14 protein-coding genes are annotated in these 16,687 nt (G+C 60.2%); 9 read left to right on the forward strand and 5 right to left on the reverse strand.

The features are described from left to right. Positions 1-354 precede the first annotated feature (354 nt). Positions 355-2,163 (reverse strand): M61 family metallopeptidase, encoded by a 1,809-nt coding sequence (locus tag FGZ14_RS05955; protein ID WP_139922187.1) that lies wholly within the window; start codon positions 2,161-2,163, stop codon positions 355-357. A gap of 193 nt (positions 2,164-2,356) precedes the next feature. Between FGZ14_RS05955 and FGZ14_RS05960 the strand changes: the two genes are divergently transcribed. The 7 genes from FGZ14_RS05960 to FGZ14_RS05990 all read left to right on the forward strand — a co-directional run bounded on the left by FGZ14_RS05960 (position 2,357) and on the right by FGZ14_RS05990 (position 9,601). Next, positions 2,357-2,911, forward strand: coding sequence for a C40 family peptidase (locus FGZ14_RS05960; protein WP_139922189.1), 555 nt, complete (start codon positions 2,357-2,359; stop codon positions 2,909-2,911). Positions 2,912-3,175: 264 nt separating this feature from the next. Then, on the forward strand, positions 3,176-3,457 hold the full coding sequence (locus FGZ14_RS05965) for a transposase (protein WP_139921999.1): 282 nt from the start codon (positions 3,176-3,178) through the stop codon (positions 3,455-3,457). Beyond that, the gene (locus tag FGZ14_RS05970) at positions 3,454-4,356 is read left to right on the forward strand and encodes an IS3 family transposase (protein WP_139920978.1); all 903 of its coding nucleotides are present in this window, start codon (positions 3,454-3,456) and stop codon (positions 4,354-4,356) included. Before FGZ14_RS05965 ends, FGZ14_RS05970 begins: the two co-directional genes overlap by 4 nt. A 334-nt stretch (positions 4,357-4,690) precedes the next feature. Beyond that, positions 4,691-6,619 carry an alpha/beta hydrolase-fold protein gene (locus FGZ14_RS05975; RefSeq protein WP_139922191.1) on the forward strand — a complete coding sequence of 643 codons (1,929 nt, stop codon included), beginning with the start codon at positions 4,691-4,693 and terminating at the stop codon, positions 6,617-6,619. A 39-nt stretch (positions 6,620-6,658) separates the two neighbouring features. Further along, entirely contained in the window at positions 6,659-7,618 is a 960-nt protein-coding gene (locus tag FGZ14_RS05980) for a glycoside hydrolase family 43 protein (protein ID WP_139922193.1), read from the forward strand. 712 nt (positions 7,619-8,330) lie between these two features. After that, the gene (locus tag FGZ14_RS05985; protein ID WP_139922195.1) at positions 8,331-8,771 is read left to right on the forward strand and encodes a DUF2147 domain-containing protein; all 441 of its coding nucleotides are present in this window, start codon (positions 8,331-8,333) and stop codon (positions 8,769-8,771) included. Positions 8,772-8,974: 203 nt separating this feature from the next. Continuing rightward, a complete protein-coding gene (locus FGZ14_RS05990; protein WP_139922197.1) occupies positions 8,975-9,601 on the forward strand; it encodes a hypothetical protein in 627 nt (208 codons plus the stop codon). A gap of 86 nt (positions 9,602-9,687) precedes the next feature. On the opposite strand, the gene FGZ14_RS05995 is transcribed toward FGZ14_RS05990, so the two are convergent. Beyond that, positions 9,688-11,712, reverse strand: coding sequence for a M1 family metallopeptidase (locus FGZ14_RS05995; RefSeq protein WP_139922198.1), 2,025 nt, complete (start codon positions 11,710-11,712; stop codon positions 9,688-9,690). Between the two features lie 138 nt (positions 11,713-11,850). Here FGZ14_RS05995 and FGZ14_RS06000 point away from each other — a divergent pair, with 138 nt between their 5' ends. After that, a complete protein-coding gene (locus tag FGZ14_RS06000) occupies positions 11,851-14,097 on the forward strand; it encodes a gliding motility-associated C-terminal domain-containing protein (protein WP_139922201.1) in 2,247 nt (748 codons plus the stop codon). A gap of 117 nt (positions 14,098-14,214) precedes the next feature. On the opposite strand, the gene FGZ14_RS06005 is transcribed toward FGZ14_RS06000, so the two are convergent. The 3 genes from FGZ14_RS06005 to FGZ14_RS06015 form a co-directional block, all read right to left on the reverse strand. Further along, entirely contained in the window at positions 14,215-14,859 is a 645-nt protein-coding gene (locus FGZ14_RS06005) for a cytochrome c oxidase subunit 3 (RefSeq protein WP_139922203.1), read from the reverse strand. A 243-nt stretch (positions 14,860-15,102) separates the two neighbouring features. Continuing rightward, on the reverse strand, positions 15,103-15,450 hold the full coding sequence (locus FGZ14_RS06010; protein ID WP_139922205.1) for a hypothetical protein: 348 nt from the start codon (positions 15,448-15,450) through the stop codon (positions 15,103-15,105). Next, positions 15,443-15,676 carry a hypothetical protein gene (locus FGZ14_RS06015; protein ID WP_139922208.1) on the reverse strand — a complete coding sequence of 78 codons (234 nt, stop codon included), beginning with the start codon at positions 15,674-15,676 and terminating at the stop codon, positions 15,443-15,445. The genes FGZ14_RS06010 and FGZ14_RS06015 overlap by 8 nt, the downstream gene beginning before the upstream one ends. Before the next feature lie 201 nt (positions 15,677-15,877). Between FGZ14_RS06015 and FGZ14_RS06020 the strand changes: the two genes are divergently transcribed. Next, positions 15,878-16,675 carry a hypothetical protein gene (locus FGZ14_RS06020; protein ID WP_139922210.1) on the forward strand — a complete coding sequence of 266 codons (798 nt, stop codon included), beginning with the start codon at positions 15,878-15,880 and terminating at the stop codon, positions 16,673-16,675. Positions 16,676-16,687 lie beyond the last annotated feature (12 nt).

Below are 16,687 nucleotides of genomic sequence, written 5' to 3' on the forward strand. Positions count from 1 at the left end.
AAACCGGCTGCCCTATTGTTTCAGACCAGGACCTGATGGATAATGTCGGGTCCAACATGCTCAGCCAGCCACTGGAGGCCGCACTAATCAAGAGTAAAACCAGATAGGAAAAGATAGAACGCATTGTAGTACGGCGCTGTGCTGAGCGATTCAGGCTGCTTGAGCGCCTCTTTTTGCGCGCTGCCAGTTAAGACAATTAGCGGGGAAATATAACCTGTAGTGTTCTTCTATGGCTATTCACGAAGTCCTACCTTCATCCAGAACCTAACCCAGTGGCCCCTACCCCGGCTGGCAAGCAAAACCCCGGCCTGCTGGGCAGGACCGGGGTTTGAATAATTGAACGGGGTAGCCTGGTTACTTGCGCACCGGCAGCCACTTGGCCAGTACGGTCTGCTGTTCGGCAGTGGGGCTGGCCTGCCGCTCAATGCGGTAGCGGCGCAGGGAGTTGGCCAGCAGCGGGAAGCTCAACTCCTTGATCTGCCCGTCGCGGTTTACCAGCAGCCGCACCGTGGAACCGGCAGTTCGGCCGGCCAGCAACCGGTTTACATCGTCGGTTACGCGGGCGCCATCTACGGCCAGAATTTCGTCGCCCACGCTCAGGCCGCCCTGCCAGGCGCTGCCCTCGCGCAGTACGCTGCTCACCGTTTGGCGGCCACCGGCAGCGCTGATGCTGGCACCCAGGCTGGCCTCCGTGGCCGCGGCGGGCGTTACCGTCAGCTTCAGGCCGGCATAGCCCAGGGCCTGCTCGTAGGGCAGGGTCTCTACCCCGTACACGTGGCGGCGGAAAAAGTCATCGAAGCGGCGGCCGGCTACTTTGGCCACGGCATCCTGGTACTCCTCGTCGGTAAAGCCCCGGCCCAGCTGCTTGTAGTACCGGTCGTAGAGGTAGCGCATCACGTCATCGAGGCTTTTCTGGCCTTTGGTTTCGTTGATGATCATCAAATCCAGCACAGCCCCGATTACCTCGCCTTTATCATAGTAGCTGATGCCGGTATTCGCGGAATTTTCGTTCGGGCGGTAGTACTTGATCCAGGCATCGAAGCTCGACTCAGCGGCCGACTGCTGCCGGTTGCCGGGCGTGTTTTCTACGCGGTTGATGCCGTTGCTCAGGTCGCCCAGGTACTCATCCGGCGACACAAAGCCGGCCCGCTGCACAATCAGGTTCGAGAAGTACTCGGTGCCGCCTTCACTTACCCACAGCATGCGGGTATAGTTTTCCTGGTCGTAGTCGAAGGGGCCCAGGGCTACGGGCCGGATGCGCTTCACGTTCCAGAGGTGGAAGTACTCATGGGCCACCAGTCCCAGAAACCCTTTCCAGCCGGCCTCCGAGGAGTAGGCATTGCGCGAGACGGAGAGGGTAGTAGAAAAGAGGTGCTCCAGGCCGCCGGTGCCCCGGTCGATGTTGTGCACGATGAACACGTAGCGGTCCAGGGGGTTTTGGCCTACCACTTTCTGGGCCTCTTCGCACACACGCTGCATGTCGCGGGTCAGGCGTTGCTCGTCCACTTTCGGGTCGCCGAACATGGCTACCGTGTGGGGCGTGCCGTTAGCCGTGAAGGTGTAGAGCTTCTGGTTACCGATTTCGATGGGTGAGTCGGCCAGCTCATCGTAGCTGGAGGAACGGAACGTGAATGTGCCGCCAGCCGGCTTCAGGCTGGTGCTTACCTGGCTCCACCCCTGCGCGGGCTGCACTTCCAGAGTGCTGGGCAGCTGCTTGCCCTCGGCCGGGTACATAAACACGCTGGTACCGTTTACGTAGCCGTGGGCCGCGTCAATAAAGCTGGTGCGCACGCTCAGCTCGAAGGCATAGACCCGGTAGCGCACCGCAAAGCTCTTGGCCTTGGGATGATAGACGCGCCAGGTATTCTTGGTTACTTTCTCTACCCGCAGCTGCTCGCTGCCGGCCGTGGCCTGAAAGCCTTCCACGTTCTTGGCAAACTCGCGCACGAGGTAAGACCCAGGGGCCCACACCGGCATTTTCACGTCGGTGTACGCTTTATTGAAGCCATCGAGCTTCATTTCTACCTCGAAGTAGTGCGTTTGCGGCGCGGGCATCGAGAGGGTATAGCGCAGAGTGGGTGCGGCGGCCGCGGCCGAGCCGGCCTGGCTCAGCAACAGTCCCAGGGCCGCTACCGCCAGATGGCGGGTACGAATCAGGAGCATCAGGAAAGAGGGTGAGGAGGTGAATGAGCTGATTTGGTCGTCAAAGAACGGCGAAAACTGCCCGAAGCTGCAAGGTAACGCCCAAAAGCCACCCGATTACTTCCCGGGCAGCCCAACCATACGGAACCCGCTCCCGGCCGGACCCGTTACGAAAGCAGTCCGGTTTCTCACTGCTCTTTTCCTACCCCCACTTATGCGTTACGTCTGGCTTGGATTTCTGCTGCTGGTTAGCCTGGTGGTTGGGTGGGCCATGTACTCGGGGCCTGAGGCGCAACCCACGGCCCGGCCGCAGCCCCGCACGGTGCCGGTACATGCTACGGCCTACGTAATCAGCACGAAGCCCCTACCCCGCGCCGACAGCGTGGTGGCGTTTGCCCTGCGCCAGTTGGGCACCAATTACTGCTACGCCGGCAGCACCCCCGAAACCGGCTTCGACTGCTCGGGCTTTGTGAACTACGTATTTGCCCGCTACCGCATTCCGGTGCCCCACTCCACGGCCCTGCTGATTAGCACTGGTCGGGCAGTGGAACGCACCCAGGCCCGCCCCGGCGACATTGTAGTATTTACGGGAACAGCCGCCACCTCCACTACCCCCGGCCACGCCGGCATTGTCATCAGCCGCCCCGGCGAGCAGCCCCTGCGCTTTGTGCATTCTTCCTCGGCCCGTCGCGAATCGGGGGTGAAAATCAGCCAGGTGGAAGGCACCGACTACGAGCGTCGCTTTATGCAGGTACGCCGGGTGCTATAACAAGTAATGCATTGGCGAGGTAATAAGGTAACAGTCAGCATTTCGCGGCATAAGCCAAGGCTTAGCTGACGAGTTGGCGCCGACTTACTTTCGGCCGGCTGCGGATATGCTCCTGCCTGCTTGTTGCAGCCCTTCCTACTCAGCTGCGGCTATGCTCCTGCTCTGTTTCTACGGCCTCATTCGCTACGCCCAGCGTCCAATCGCCTGAGCAACTCTGAGGTGGTCTAGTTAGAGGAGAGAGAATTGGGTGGTAATTTCCGACCCATGGACAAGACTGATAAGCGCCGCAAATACGACGAGGCCTTCAAAGCCGAAGCCCTGCGCGTGGCCCGTGAGAGCCGCTCGGCGCAGGCGGCGGCCCGCGCCCTCAACATTCGCCCGAAGCTGATTTGTGAGTGGCAAAAAGCCGCCCAACCGCCGCTGCCCGCCGACCCGGCCGAGGCCGCCGAGGTGCGCCAGCTGCGGGCCGCCAACCGGCGGCTGGAGCAGGAGCTGGAAATTTTAAAAAAAGCCATCGCCATCTTCTCCACCCCACCTGCCCGATGAGCTGCTGGCAATTTATTGACCAGGAGCGTACTAGCTACGCGGTTGAGTTGCTCTGCCGGATGCTGCAGGTGTCCGCCAGCCGCTACTATGCCTGGCGCAAGCAGCAGCAGCCCACCCCGGCTCAGCCGACGGCAGCGAACTGGGAAGAGGCGCTGAAAGAAGCCTTCGGCCAGCACAAACGTTGCTACGGCACCCGCCGCTTACGGGTCGAGCTGCAAGCCCAGGGCCACTGCGTGGGCCGCCAGCGCCTGCGCTCGGCCATGCGGCGGCATGGGCTGCGGGCCTTGCAGCCCCGCGCCTACACCCCGCGCACCACCGATTCGACCCACGGGCTGCGCTGCGCGCCCAACCGGCTGCTCGACCAGCCCAAGCCAACCACGCCTAACCGGGTCTGGGTCAGCGATATCACCTACCTGCCGCTGGCCTCGGGGCAATGGGCCTACCTGTGCGCCTTTCAGGACGCCTGTACCCGGCAGGTGGTCGGGTGGCGGGTGCTCGATACGATGCCCGAAGAGCTGGTCACCAGTGCCTTACGCCAAGCCCTGCTGGCCCGTCGGCCCGCCCCCGGCCTGGTGGTGCACTCGGACCGCGGCGGGCAGTACTGCGCCAACACCTACCGCGCCCTGCTCGACCAGTACGGCTGTCAGCGCTCGCAGAGCCGCCGCGCCGAATGCCTGGACAACGCGCAGGCCGAGAGCCTGTGGTCGCGGCTCAAAACTGAGGAGCTGGGGCCGCGCGAGTGGCCCGTGTTCCGCGACTTAGCCGACGCGCAGCACAGCGTGGCCACTTATTTCGACTACTACAACCACGAGCGCCGGCATTCAGCACTCGCGTATCAGACCCCGCAAACCTTTTACCTCCAACAACTTAAAAATACCGCCCTATTCTCTACGCTCTAACTGGACCACCTCACTCCTCCTGCCTCACTCAAAAGAAAGCCCGATTTCCAGAGCAGAAATCGGGCTTTCTTATATACTACATTGCCTATACTTAGCTGGCAATAGCACCGGCACTGTAATAGCCAGCATGAAAAAGCTCCGGTGGCTACCATCCGTCCGTGCGTGTGCTGCGTGGTCTGATATGCCAAACCCTACCCCCTAGTACGGTGTCTTTAGCCTGCTTCCATCGTTTTGCAGGGAACAGCCCAGCAGGAAAAATCCGCCGCTTAACTCTGACCGCGTTGATGGAAAACCGGTTACTTTTCCATTCGTTACGAGCCTCTTTCGCCAAGCTATGAGAAACATACTACCCCTGATTGTGAGCGTTGTGTTACTGGGTGCAAGTAGTGCAGTTGCCCAAAAGGCGCCAACTGAAGCCCCCAAAGGCTTCGATCAGCCAAGAATGGGTATAGCTACCGGTAGTATAGACAGCATCAGCTACCCCTCCAAAACAGTGGGCACGGTGCGTAAGGCGCTGGTGTACACGCCGCCGGGCTATTCCAAGAAGAAAAAGTATCCGGTGCTCTACCTGCTTCACGGCATTGGGGGCGACGAAAAGGAATGGCTTAAAGGGGGGCACCCGCAGGTGATTCTCGACAACCTATACGCGGCCGGCAAGCTCAAGCCCATGCTGGTGGTAATGCCCAACGGCCGGGCCATGAAAGATGACCGGCCCGTCGGGAATATCTACGGCCCGGAGAAGGTGGCTGCTTTCGCCAACTTTGAAAAAGACCTGCTGACGGACCTGATTCCTTTCATAGAAAAGAGGTACCCGGTTCTCACCAACCGCGAAAACCGGGCTATTGCCGGGTTGTCGATGGGCGGCGGGCAGTCGTTGAACTTCGGGCTGGGCAACCTGGATAAGTTTGCCTGGGTAGGCGGCTTTTCCTCGGCCCCGAATACCAAACTGCCCGAGCAGCTCCTACCCGACCCCACCAAAGCCACAAAGCAGCTCAAGCTCCTCTGGATTTCCTGCGGCGACCAGGACGGCCTGCTGCCCGTCAGCCAACGCACCCACGACTACCTCTACGAGCACCGCGTGCCGCACGTGTACTACCTGGAGGCTGGCGGGCACGATTTCAAGGTCTGGAAGAATGGGCTGTACATGTTTTCGCAGCAGCTGTTCAAGCCCGTTGATGTGGCGGCACTGCCCACCTTCACCGTGCTTGGCACCCCGGCCGCTACCAACGTGCGCAACGCCAAGTACCCCCAGATTCTGCCCGACAATCGCGCTGTGTTTCGCCTGAAAGCCCCCGGCGTGCAGCGCGCCCAACTGGACCTAGGCCGCAAATACGACATGGTGAAAGACAGCGCCGGCACCTGGACCGTGACCACCGACACGCTGAGCCGGGGCCTGCACTACTACTCGCTGGTACTCGATGGTCTGGCCGTAGCCGACCCCGCCAGCGAAACCTTCTACGGAATGGGACGCATGGCCAGTGGTATTGAGGTTCCCGGCCGCGGCACCAGCTTTTACGCCCAGAAAGACATGCCGCATGGCGAGGTGCGACTCAGGCGCTTCTACTCAACGGTTACCAACTCGTGGCGGCAGATGTACGTGTACACGCCGGCTGGCTACGATACCAACACCGCCACGAAGTACCCGGTACTGTATCTGCTGCACGGTGGCGGCGAAGACGAAACTGGCTGGGCCCGGCAGGGCAAAGCCGATATAATTCTCGACAATCTGATTGCCGCCCAGAAAACGAAGCCCATGCTGGTAGTGATGCTGGATGGAAATATGGGCGGCCCAGGTGGCCCGGCGGGCTTCGGCGAGGGTACCCTGAAAAGGTTTGAAGACGAGCTGAAGAAAACTGTGCTGCCGGTGGTGGAAAGCAACTACCGGGTAGCTCCCGGAGCCCAGAGCCGGGCCCTGGCGGGCTTGTCGATGGGGGGCCTGCAAACCCTCTACGCCGGCATGAAGAACACTGATATGTTCGCCCACCTCGGCGTGTTCAGCTCGGGCTTTTTCGCCAACAATCCGGCCCTGTCAGACCCGCAGTATGCGTTTATGAAGGCCAATACCAGCACCATCAACACCAACCTGAAACAGCTGTGGCTCTCCATGGGCGGACCGGCCGATATTGCCTACGCCAACAACAAGGTAATGCGGGCCAAGCTGGATGAGTTGGGTATTAAGTATGTGTACAGCGAGTACCCTGGCGGCCACACCTGGCCCGTGTGGCGCCACGATTTATACCAGTTTGCCCAAGGGTTATTCTAGGCTACTCTGTCTGTTTTCCTACCCTATTACTTTGGTTCGATGAAGAATACCTGGCTTGGAGCCCTGCTGCTGACCTTCGGGGCTTACCTGCCTGTGCAGGCACAGAATCCAATCATTAAGGGTGTGTTTACGGCTGACCCGGCCCCGCTGGTGTACCGCGACACCCTATTTCTGTACACCAGCCACGATACGGCTTCGGTGCAGGAAACCAACTATAAAATGCCCGACTGGCGGATCTACTCCACTACTGATATGGTGCACTGGAAAGATTACGGCACCCGCCTCTCGCCCCGCACTTTTGCCTGGGCTACCGGCGATGCCTACGCGGCACAGTGCGTGTATCGGAATGGCAAGTTCTACTGGTTTGTCTCTACCTTTCACAAGAAAGACGATAACAGCCAGGGTGGTGCGGCCATCGGCGTAGCCGTGTCGGATAGGCCAACGGGACCTTTCAGGGATGCCATCGGCAAGGCACTCATCGTCAATGAGATGACCAAGGACAAGCCCCACGCCTGGGACGACATCGACCCCACCGTGTTTATATATGACGACCAGCAGGCCTACCTGTACTGGGGCAACGGCAGCTGCCGATGGGCGAAGCTCAAGGATAACATGACCGAGCTAGCGGGCCCTATCACGGTGCTTACGCCCAAAAACTACATTGAAGGCCCGTGGGTGTACAAGCGCAAAAACCTGTACTACCTGGTATATGCCAGTGAAGGCACCAAGCCCGAAATGATTGAATACTGCACGGCCCCTAGTGCTACTGGCCCCTGGACGTACCGGGGCATTCTCCAGGAAAACGTACCGAACAGCTTTACTACGCACCCCGGCATCATCGATTACAAAGGCAAAAGCTACTTTTTCTACCACAACGGAACCTTGCCCACGGGTGGCAGCTACCGCCGCTCCATCTGCGTAGACTATCTGAACTATAATCCCGACGGCACTATCCAGAAAATTGTACAGACGGTCAATGGGGTGGCCCCCGTTAAGTAGAGGCGGCTGTTTCCGGGTCAGCGTGCTGATTTTGGGAGTTCTGGTGAGGCTACTCTAATGCGTTATCTATACGCATGTAAACTCCCCTCTTTGTTCCTATTGACCTAAACGAACGATGCCCGGTCGCCTATGCAGATCCTCTTACTGAGGCTGCTGGGCGAACCGGGCATCTAATCCTTCAAATCTTACCAAGCGATGAGTCTGGGGTAACAGCCCCATCATCCACTTAACCAGTAAGACCTTGCCAGAATGCGGGAACTACTCAAATGGGAGTGGGTTCCGCGCGAAAGCTGTTGTTAAGCGCGTCCGGCGGTGAAGCGGACTACATTCGACAGGCTTGGCAGGATTTGGTTGGGACTACTAGACATTTTGTACCTCCTTTCTTTAGATCCGACATAACCCGGGCCGCGCTACCCAGCACCTTAGGGCTGCTTGGCGGGGGCTGTAGCACTCGCTACGGTAGGTAAAGTTAAAAGCCCCTCGGATGGTTCAAAATAAAAACACTATTATTTACAGCCCCGAGGCCGCTTTTTAGCCATCTACTTGACCATCAACCGCTTTAAAACACAAATATTTTTCTCAAACAGCACCGGGCATAATCTGGCCCTAAAGTTGCCCTTCGGCCAGTGTTGAAAAAACGGGGCTGCAGCACTTCTTCCCGACTTTTTCCTATCTTTTTCCCGGAAAAACTCCACTCACCACTTCTCTCACCATGAAAAAAATTCTGTTCCTCTGCCTGGGTATGTTCTTGGGTTTGCTAGGGGCCGCCTCCGCCCAGTCTCTCTCTCCCCTGGGGGTGTGGACCAACGCCGAGAAAAAGGCCACCTTCGAGATTTACAAGTGCGGCAACAAGCTGTGCGGCAAAATTGTAAGCCTGACGGTACCGAACGACCCCAAGACCGGCAAACCCAAAATGGATACCATGAACCCCGACCCCAAACTGCGCACCCGTCCGCGCCTGGGCCTGGTGTTTTTGCAGGACTTCGAGTACGATGACGACAACAAGTGGGATGATGGCAAAATCTATGATCCGGAGAGCGGCAAAACTTACTCCTGCTACATGAAAATGCTGAATGCCAATAGCATGGAAGTAAAAGGCTACATCGGTTTTTCGCTGATTGGCAAGTCGCAGACCTGGACGCGGGTTAAATAAATAATAGGTAGCAGCTGTTTTCCGCTGCCGCAGGGCGGCGCTTCCGGTCAGGAGGCGCCGCCCTGTTGTTTTTAGCTGGGTTAAGCCCCTTATATGGGCGGCCTGGCGTAAAGTGGCGCCCTGTTTGGTAGCTGCGGATTCGTGGCCCTCAAAACCATTTGCAGGGGGGCATGTTACTCTCCTACACCTTACCTACTACGTTGTTGAATCTGTTCAAACGGCTTTTTTCAGGCTCTGCTCCCGCTTCTGCCGACTGGCAGCCGCTGCAGCGCAGCGCGGCCGAGGAGCAGACCCGCCAGCAGTGGGTGGCCCAGCAGGTTTACCTGAACTGGATGGGCCCCTACTTCAAGGCGTATCATTACCAGAAAGCGGGGCTGCCCAACAGCCAGTTTCGGGTAGAGCTGGCCCGGGATGAGGCGCGGCCGGGCGCCGTGTTTCTCTACGACCCCAGCATTGGACCCGGCAACTTCCGCCACCTGTTTGATTTTATCCGGGACCGGATTCTGGCCCTGGGCTACCATCTGGGTGCCTCCAGCCAGCGTACCCTCCACCACGAGCAGTACACCGAAACGACCCAGAAGCACTTTCTGAAGCCCCGCCCCCAGGATTGCACGGCCACCGGGCGGTGCAACCAGCGCTACGGCAACATTACCGTTGACCTGGTGAGCATCAATGGGCAGCCGGGCTTTCTGCGCCTGCTGAGCAACCCCTTCGCCGATGCCATCTTCACCCCAGCTCATTCCTTTGATGAGCTGATGGAGGCCGTATTCAAAATGCCTGAGGCGCCGCCCGAGGTGCAGCAGCTTATCAGCAAATACGCCCGGCGGTAGCTCTTGCCGGTTGCTGGCACGAGCATCAACGCAAAACAGCCCTTCTGCCGGTGGCAGAAGGGCTGTTTTATTGAACACGTGGCCTCCTAGTCAGCCTCGCGGACAAAGCGGGCTTGTGAAATCAGGCCGTTGGCATCGGTCAGGCGCAGGTGGTAGAGGCCGGGAGCCAGAGGGCCAGTCTGCAGCAAGGGCGCCGCGGCGCTAATGGTCTGGCGCAGCACTACCCGGCCCGTAGCATCCGACACCTCGGCCTGGGCGCGGGGGCCCGCAAAATCCGCGAAGCGAAGCTGGCTGCGGCAGGGGTTGGGATATACCGTGAGGGTAGCAACCGACTGAGCGCGCTGGTTGGCGGTTATCAACCCATTGTCGCGGATGTTCATGCCCGCGCCGCTGAGAATCCACTTATTGGGGTTGGGCAGGATAGTGAATATTGGGCGAGACTCGGTGAAGCTCACCGACATCTGGGGCTTGTCCTGGCGCAGGCGCACGATGCGGCTGGTGTTGTCGGTGAAGGTGAGCAGGTACTCCATCTCCACGTCAAAGAAGGGCGTCACGGTTGGCATGGAAACGGTTTCGGTGGTAGCCAGATATACCGTAGAGCCTACCTGATTCCAGCGGATGGAAAAGATAGGGTAGCCCTCACCCCGAAACCACTGGTCAAAGAAATACTGCAGCGAGCGGCCGGCTTCGGCCTCGAAGATGCGCTGCAGGTCGCGGGTGCGGGCGGTGCGGCCGGCGTAGGTGGTCTGGTAAGTGCGCAGGGCCCGGAAAAACTTGGCGTCGTCGTTCAGCAGGTAGCGCAGCATATGAATGACTGCCGCACCTTTCTTGTAACTGAGGCGGGAGCTGAAGATGCGGCTGACGTTAGTGGTATCGGAAACAAAAACGCTGCCGCCCGGCTGGCTCATAGCCGAGTTGTGGGCCTGGTCGAGCCACTCTCGCCCGGCCTGCGGGGTAGAAAACCGGGTCAGGGACAGGTACTCCCCATAAGAAGCAAAGCCCTCATTCAGCCAGATATCTTCCCAGGCTCCGCAGGTTACATTGTCGCCAAACCACTGGTGAAACAGCTCGTGGGCCGTAAGCGTGAAGTTGAAGCCATCCTGAGTGGTCATGGTCTGGTGCTCCATACCGCCCCCGATGGGTGCCATGCTGTGGCCGTACTTTTCACCCGCGAAGGGGTAGAGCCCTACCAGCTCCGAGAAGTTTTCAATAAAGCCGGGGGTGCGGTCAATTTCGGCGCGGTAGAAGTTTAGGGCCTCCTGATTGTACACGTAGTTGACGATGGGAATGCGCGGTCCGCCGGCCGGGTTGGCGTAGTTCACATACTCAACGTAGGGTCCCACGGCCACCGAAATCAGGTAGTAGGCAATGGGGTAGCGCGACTTCCACTCGTAGCGCACCTGGTTGCCGGGCTGGGGCGTCACGGCCCGCAGCACCCCATTGGACCCCACGCGGTTGGTAGCGGCCGTGGTAATCCACACATCCACGGAGTCGGCCTTATCGGTGAGGACCTGCTTGCAGGGCCACCACTCGTAGGCGTTGTAGGGCTCCGACAAGCTCCAGGTAGTGCTGACGTTGAAGCCCGGCGCCACCCGGGTATTGAGGGCATTGCCAATGGCAGCCGCGTTGCTGTTGGGGGCCGTGCCGTGGTACACAATCTGGGCCGTGAACAACGCATTGGGCTTCACGGGCTGGCTCAGGCCCACGGTTACATCGCCCAGGCCCTGGCGGCGCGTGCCCTGCGCGCTGCTGCCATCCATATACACGGCGTCAATTATCAGGGAAGAGTACAGCTCGAAAGCCAGGGAATCGAGCCCCTGGGGACCGGCCTGGCCCTTGATGGTCACGATGCCCCCCACGTTGCGGGAGGTGTTGCTCAGGTTCAGATCCAGCTTGTAGTACTTCACATCGTAGCGCGCCATTTTCTGGCGGTGGCTGAGGCTGGCGTAGCTGGTGGAGCGCTGAGCGGCTCCTTCGTGCGCCTGGGCACAGGCCGCGGCGGCGGCCCCGGTCAGGTCGGCTGGTACGGGCTGGTACGTGGGCAGCTGGGCCGCGGCCATCAGGCTACAGGCCAAACCGGCAAGCATGAGAATAAAGCGTAATGCAGGCATAGGGACAGGAAAAATAGAAAGGCGGGATGCTGGTAGCAAGGTAAGCAGTGGCCCCTAGAAAAACGCTGAAGGGCAATGACTTTGGGGTGAATGCCTTGTATCTTTCCGTACTGCTCACTCACTACCTGCACTGCCTATATGCCAACTTCTACTCTTGTGGTTATTTTCCAGCGTGGCGTTCTGCTGTGGCTGCTCTGCCTGCTGGCCCCGGCAGCCCGGGCCACCCACATTGTGGGCGGCGAGCTGGACCTGCAATACCTGTCGGGCAACCGCTACCAGCTGACCCTTAACCTGTATTTCGATGCCGTAAACGGGCAGGCCGGCGCCCTCGACCGGGAGCTTACGGCCAGCATTTTCGAGAAGGGCAACAACCGCCGGATGCTGGACGTGCCGCTGCCCCTGACCAGCAACACCCTCGTCAACTACACCAACCCGGCCTGCACTACCCCCTCCCTGGTTACTAGGCGCCTGATTTATTCCCAGGTCATTACCCTGACCAGCCAGGCCTACGGCAGTCCGAACGGCTACTATGCGGCCGTAGAGCGCTGCTGCCGCAACAATGGCATCAGCAATATTATTGATCCGGGCGGGGCCGCTCAGACGTTCTACCTGGAGTTTCCGGCCGTGGTGCGGGGCGGGCAGGCTTTCCGTAACTCCACGCCGCGCATTTTCCCGCCCCTGAGCGACTATGCTTGCCGCGGCGAGCTGTTCTATTACAACTTCAGCGGTACTGATGCCGACGGCGACTCCCTGGTGTACGACCTGGTAACGCCCCTGAATGGCTCGTCCAACACGTTTACCCCCAAACCCGCCCGGGCCTCCGCGGCCCCCTACAGCACCATACGCTGGGCCGACAGCCTCTCGGTAAACCGCCAGATTCCGGGGCGGCCTACCCTGAGCATCGGGCGGTTTACGGGGCGGCTGGAGGTACGGCCTACCCGCCTAGGCCTGTTTGTGTTTGGGGTGCGCTGCACTGAGTACCGGAAGGGAGTGCGATTAGGAGAAGCCCGGCGCGATTTTCAGCTCAAAGTCATCAACTGCCCCACCAATGCCCGCCCGAAAGTAGTAATGCAGGTACCCGGCCGCAGCCGCCCCTACCAGCTCGGGCGCGATACGCTGCGCATGACGCCCACCACCGGCCGCTGTTTCACCCTGAAGTTCACTGACCCGGACCCCACCTCGACCCTGACGTTGTCGTTGCGGCCGGTTAATTTCTCGGTGCCCCTGCCCACGCTCAGCGTGCAGCAGGGCATGGTGCGGGCGCCCGGCGCCCCCGATACGCTGGTGTCGCAGCTTTGCTTCCCGGCCTGCTTTAACACCCGGGGCCAGGTGTTTCTGCTGGATGTGATTGTGGCCGACGATGGCTGCAGCCTGCCCAAGCGCGACACCGTGCGGGTAGCCGTTACCTCCATTCCTGACCCCAATGCCCCACCCCTGCTGCGCACCACTGCCGCCCTGCCCCTGCGCGCCCGTCCCGGCGACCTGATTAACTTCGAGTTAGTAGCGGCCGACCCCGACAACGACCCGCTCACCCTGGAAATGAGCGGCCGGGGCTTCTCGCCGACGGCCCTCGGCGCCCAGCTTACTCAACTGCAAACCAATGGCCAGCTAACGGGCCGCTTCAGCTGGCGCGTTGATTGCCGGGCTGTGGATAAGCCACTCTATGAGTTTGAATTTACGGCGGCGGCTACCCCCTGCGCCGAGCGGCAGGCCACCACGGTGGTCGTGCCCATCCAGATTGATTACCTCAACCACGCCCCCGCCCTAACCAGTACCCTGCCGCCTGCGGCTGGCTCTTCGCCCGTGCCCGTCGTGATTAGGCGGCCCATCGGGGGCATGTACGAAGCAACGTTGGCGGGGCTGGATATTGACCAGGATGCCCTGACCCTGGCAGCTACGGGCGCCGGCTTCGACCTGGCCGCGGCCGGCATGAGCTTCGAGGCTCGCAACGGCACGGGCCAGGCCGCTGGCACATTCCGGTGGGAAGCCAACTGCGAGGCCGTGCGCCGTAATGGCCTGGAGGTAACGTTCGTGCTCCAGGAAAGCACCTGCCGCCCGCAGCCCCAGACCCGGGTGGTTCGTTTTGAGGTAGAGCCCCCGCCCGCGCGCGAATTCATTCCCTCCAACATCATTACGCCCTACCAGCGCGACGACAAAAACGACTACTTCGAGCTGGATAACCTAAAAAACAACCTGCCCCCGGATTTCTGCGACTCCCGCTTTGCCGACATCGACATCTTCAACCGCTGGGGCGCCCGCGTGTACCACACCACCAACCGCAGCTTCCGCTGGGACGGGGACGGCCTGCCCGCCGGGGTGTATTATTACCTCATCGAATTTACGGACAAGAAACGCTACAAAGGCACCGTTACCATTGCCAACTAAGCGGCTTCGGTACACACAGAAAAAGCCCGGCCGGGCCGGGCTTTTTCTGTGAAACGCGGGGGCTTTCTACCTCCCGCCAAAGTATTAGGCAACGGGGCAGCCGGGTCGAGGCGGGCTTTAATACAGGAACAGAAACACCGCGAACAGCCCTACCCATAGCACATCAATGAAGTGCCAGTACAGGGTAATCATGCGCAGCTGCAGGCGGCGGTAGGGGTTGCGAATGAATACCAGGCTCCGGACGGCGTCGCGGGAGGCATGGTGGGTACGCAGCAGCAGGGCCAGCAGAAACAGCATGCCCCCCAGCAGGTGGGCTACGTGCAGGGCCGAGAGCAGGTACACAAACGTGCCGCTGGCTACCCCATCCAGGGCCACGCCCTGGGTAGTCAGCTCGCGCCAGCCCAACACCTGCAGGCCGGCAAATACACTGCTCAGCAGCAGCGTAGCCCCCAGACAACGGCCCAGCCCGGTCAGGTCGTCGTGGGCGTAAAGGCGGCGGGCCTGGTTGATGGTGTAGCTGCTAATGAGCAGCACAATGGTACTCAGGGAGAAGAAGCGCGGGAGCGGGTAAATGCCCGTAGGGGCATCACTCTGGTGGCGGGTGTAGGCATAGGCTACTACCAGCATCAGGAACAGCACGGTAATGCCGCCCAGGCCCAGGTAAAGCATCAACAGCATGGGCGGTACCCGCTCCATACGCTGGAAGGCCGAAGCCGGCCGGCCGGCTCCAATTTTGTTGGTTCGTTCTTGGTCGGAATTCATGAGGTGAGAGGCGGGACTACGTGCCAGTAAGCAAACCAATCTGCAGCCCTTTAGTTCCGGCCCACCGGGGCCAACCTGACAGGAAGAGCGTTGGAGCAAGATACGTAAAAAGCTCCTCGCCCGGCGTGCTTCTTTCGGGCGAAAAGCACACGCAGCGAGGAGCTTACTACTCCGGAATACATATCAGTCCAGCCCCTGACCCCGAGCCGCCGGAAAGCAGGCTCGCCCGGGTAAAGCGTACAGCTAGCTACCCCGAAAAAACGAGCCGATTTTGCCCAGCACGGCATTCAGGGTAATCTTGGCTGAGCGGCCCGTACCGAAGGTGACGTGGGTTTTGCCCGCTACCCGCATATCCAGCACCAGGCCTAACTGCAGGGCCAGGTCGTTGAGCTGCTGCAGCGGGTCGAGGGGGGAGCCGGTTTTGGGTTTGGGGGGCGCGTTGGGGTCTTTAGGCGGGCCGCTGGTGATTTTATCGAAAACGCGCTGGCTGGGAAAGTTGACGATGAGGTAGCCCCCGGAGCCCGCCACCTGCACGTCGTCGCCGTCGAGGGTGATAACCAGCCGGGCTTCTACGTCGAGGCCGCTAGCCAAGGGTACTGGGGTTGGCGGGGGGTAGGGCGCCGGAGGGCGGGTTTTCGCCGCGGGTCCGGATGCGCAGGGAGCCGTTCAGGCGCCAGGTGGTGGGCGTGGTTGGGTTGGCGGGGTTGGGCACCTGCAGTTCCATTTGCTCGAAGTTGAAGGCTACCTCTACCCCGCCCGAAAGCTTGGATAACAGGGAAGCGGCCGTATCGGCCCAGGAAGTAGGTTGGTCTGGCATAGCTGCGAAGCTAAAGGAAGAATGAATTGAAAAGCGCGGAAACGAAGCCGCCGGCCTCTGCAAACGGTCCGGCGCGGGGCAAGTTACGAGTTGGGGCTGGCAAGACCTTTGCAACGGCCGGTTTGGCCCTCCGGTATCAAAACCCGAAAAGCTTGCGTATGCAGCTCAACGGTTGGTTTTCCACCTCCTTCTTTCTGCTCTATGTCTTCCCTTCGTCTTTTGGTAACCGGCCTCAGCCTGGCCGCTACCCCCGCCCTGGCCCAAAACCTTCCTTCCATCGACTGTGCCCACCCCTTCGGCCTTTACGATAATATGGAGATGGTGTATCAGCTGCAGGATGCCCGCGGCAAAGCCACTGGCACCATCCGCAACCGTGTGGTTAGCCTGGGCTCCGAGCAAAACAAGAATCAAACGATTACTACGAATACCGTGCTGCTGAAAAGCGGTATGTACGATACGAAAAACAAGCTCCTGCGCCTTCAGGACCTTACCTTCCGCTGCCGCCAGGATACCAGCTTCACCGATGGCAGCGCTGAGCTAAATCCCGAGAGCCTGCGCTCCTTCCGCGACCGGCGCTTTGCCTACGCGCCCGTGCCTTTGGCCTGGCCCAACCAGCCTACGGTAGGCTCGGAGCTGCCCGGCGGCGGTATTACGGTGCAGGTCAGCAGCACGGCCGTGGATATTGCCCAGGTATATACCAGTGTGCGGAAGCGGCGCGTAACGGGCACTGAAAGCGTGACTACCCCGGCCGGTACCTTCCAGTGCTATAAGGTGGAAGCCGAGCGGGAAAGCGCCACCGCCGCCCGCGCCGATATGGTGATGCGCAACGTGGTGCGCGTAGTTGATTACTACTCCCCGGCCGTGGGCCTTGTGAAGTCGGAGGTGTACGATAAGAAAGGCAAGCTGGAGCAGGTGCGCCTGCTGGCCGCCATCAACAAAGAGTCGGCGGCGGATGCAGTGGAGAAAACCAAGGAGAAGTACAAGGTCAAAAAATCGTAACTTCAGGTCGGG

This window comes from Hymenobacter sp. DG01 (assembly GCF_006352025.1).
In the GTDB taxonomy this organism is placed as follows: Bacteria; Bacteroidota; Bacteroidia; order Cytophagales; family Hymenobacteraceae; genus Hymenobacter.

Coding starts and splice junctions, on each gene's coding strand:
- FGZ14_RS05955 (WP_139922187.1), bottom strand. CDS start 2,163: ATGCTCCTGATTCGTACCCGCCATCTGGCGGTAGCGGCCCTGGGACTG.
- FGZ14_RS05965 (WP_139921999.1), top strand. CDS start 3,176: ATGGACAAGACTGATAAGCGCCGCAAATACGACGAGGCCTTCAAAGCC.
- FGZ14_RS05985 (WP_139922195.1), top strand. CDS start 8,331: ATGAAAAAAATTCTGTTCCTCTGCCTGGGTATGTTCTTGGGTTTGCTA.
- FGZ14_RS05995 (WP_139922198.1), bottom strand. CDS start 11,712: ATGCCTGCATTACGCTTTATTCTCATGCTTGCCGGTTTGGCCTGTAGC.
- FGZ14_RS06005 (WP_139922203.1), bottom strand. CDS start 14,859: ATGAATTCCGACCAAGAACGAACCAACAAAATTGGAGCCGGCCGGCCG.
- FGZ14_RS05980 (WP_139922193.1), top strand. CDS start 6,659: ATGAAGAATACCTGGCTTGGAGCCCTGCTGCTGACCTTCGGGGCTTAC.
- FGZ14_RS06000 (WP_139922201.1), top strand. CDS start 11,851: ATGCCAACTTCTACTCTTGTGGTTATTTTCCAGCGTGGCGTTCTGCTG.
- FGZ14_RS05960 (WP_139922189.1), top strand. CDS start 2,357: ATGCGTTACGTCTGGCTTGGATTTCTGCTGCTGGTTAGCCTGGTGGTT.
- FGZ14_RS06015 (WP_139922208.1), bottom strand. CDS start 15,676: ATGCCAGACCAACCTACTTCCTGGGCCGATACGGCCGCTTCCCTGTTA.
- FGZ14_RS06020 (WP_139922210.1), top strand. CDS start 15,878: ATGTCTTCCCTTCGTCTTTTGGTAACCGGCCTCAGCCTGGCCGCTACC.
- FGZ14_RS05975 (WP_139922191.1), top strand. CDS start 4,691: ATGAGAAACATACTACCCCTGATTGTGAGCGTTGTGTTACTGGGTGCA.
- FGZ14_RS05970 (WP_139920978.1), top strand. CDS start 3,454: ATGAGCTGCTGGCAATTTATTGACCAGGAGCGTACTAGCTACGCGGTT.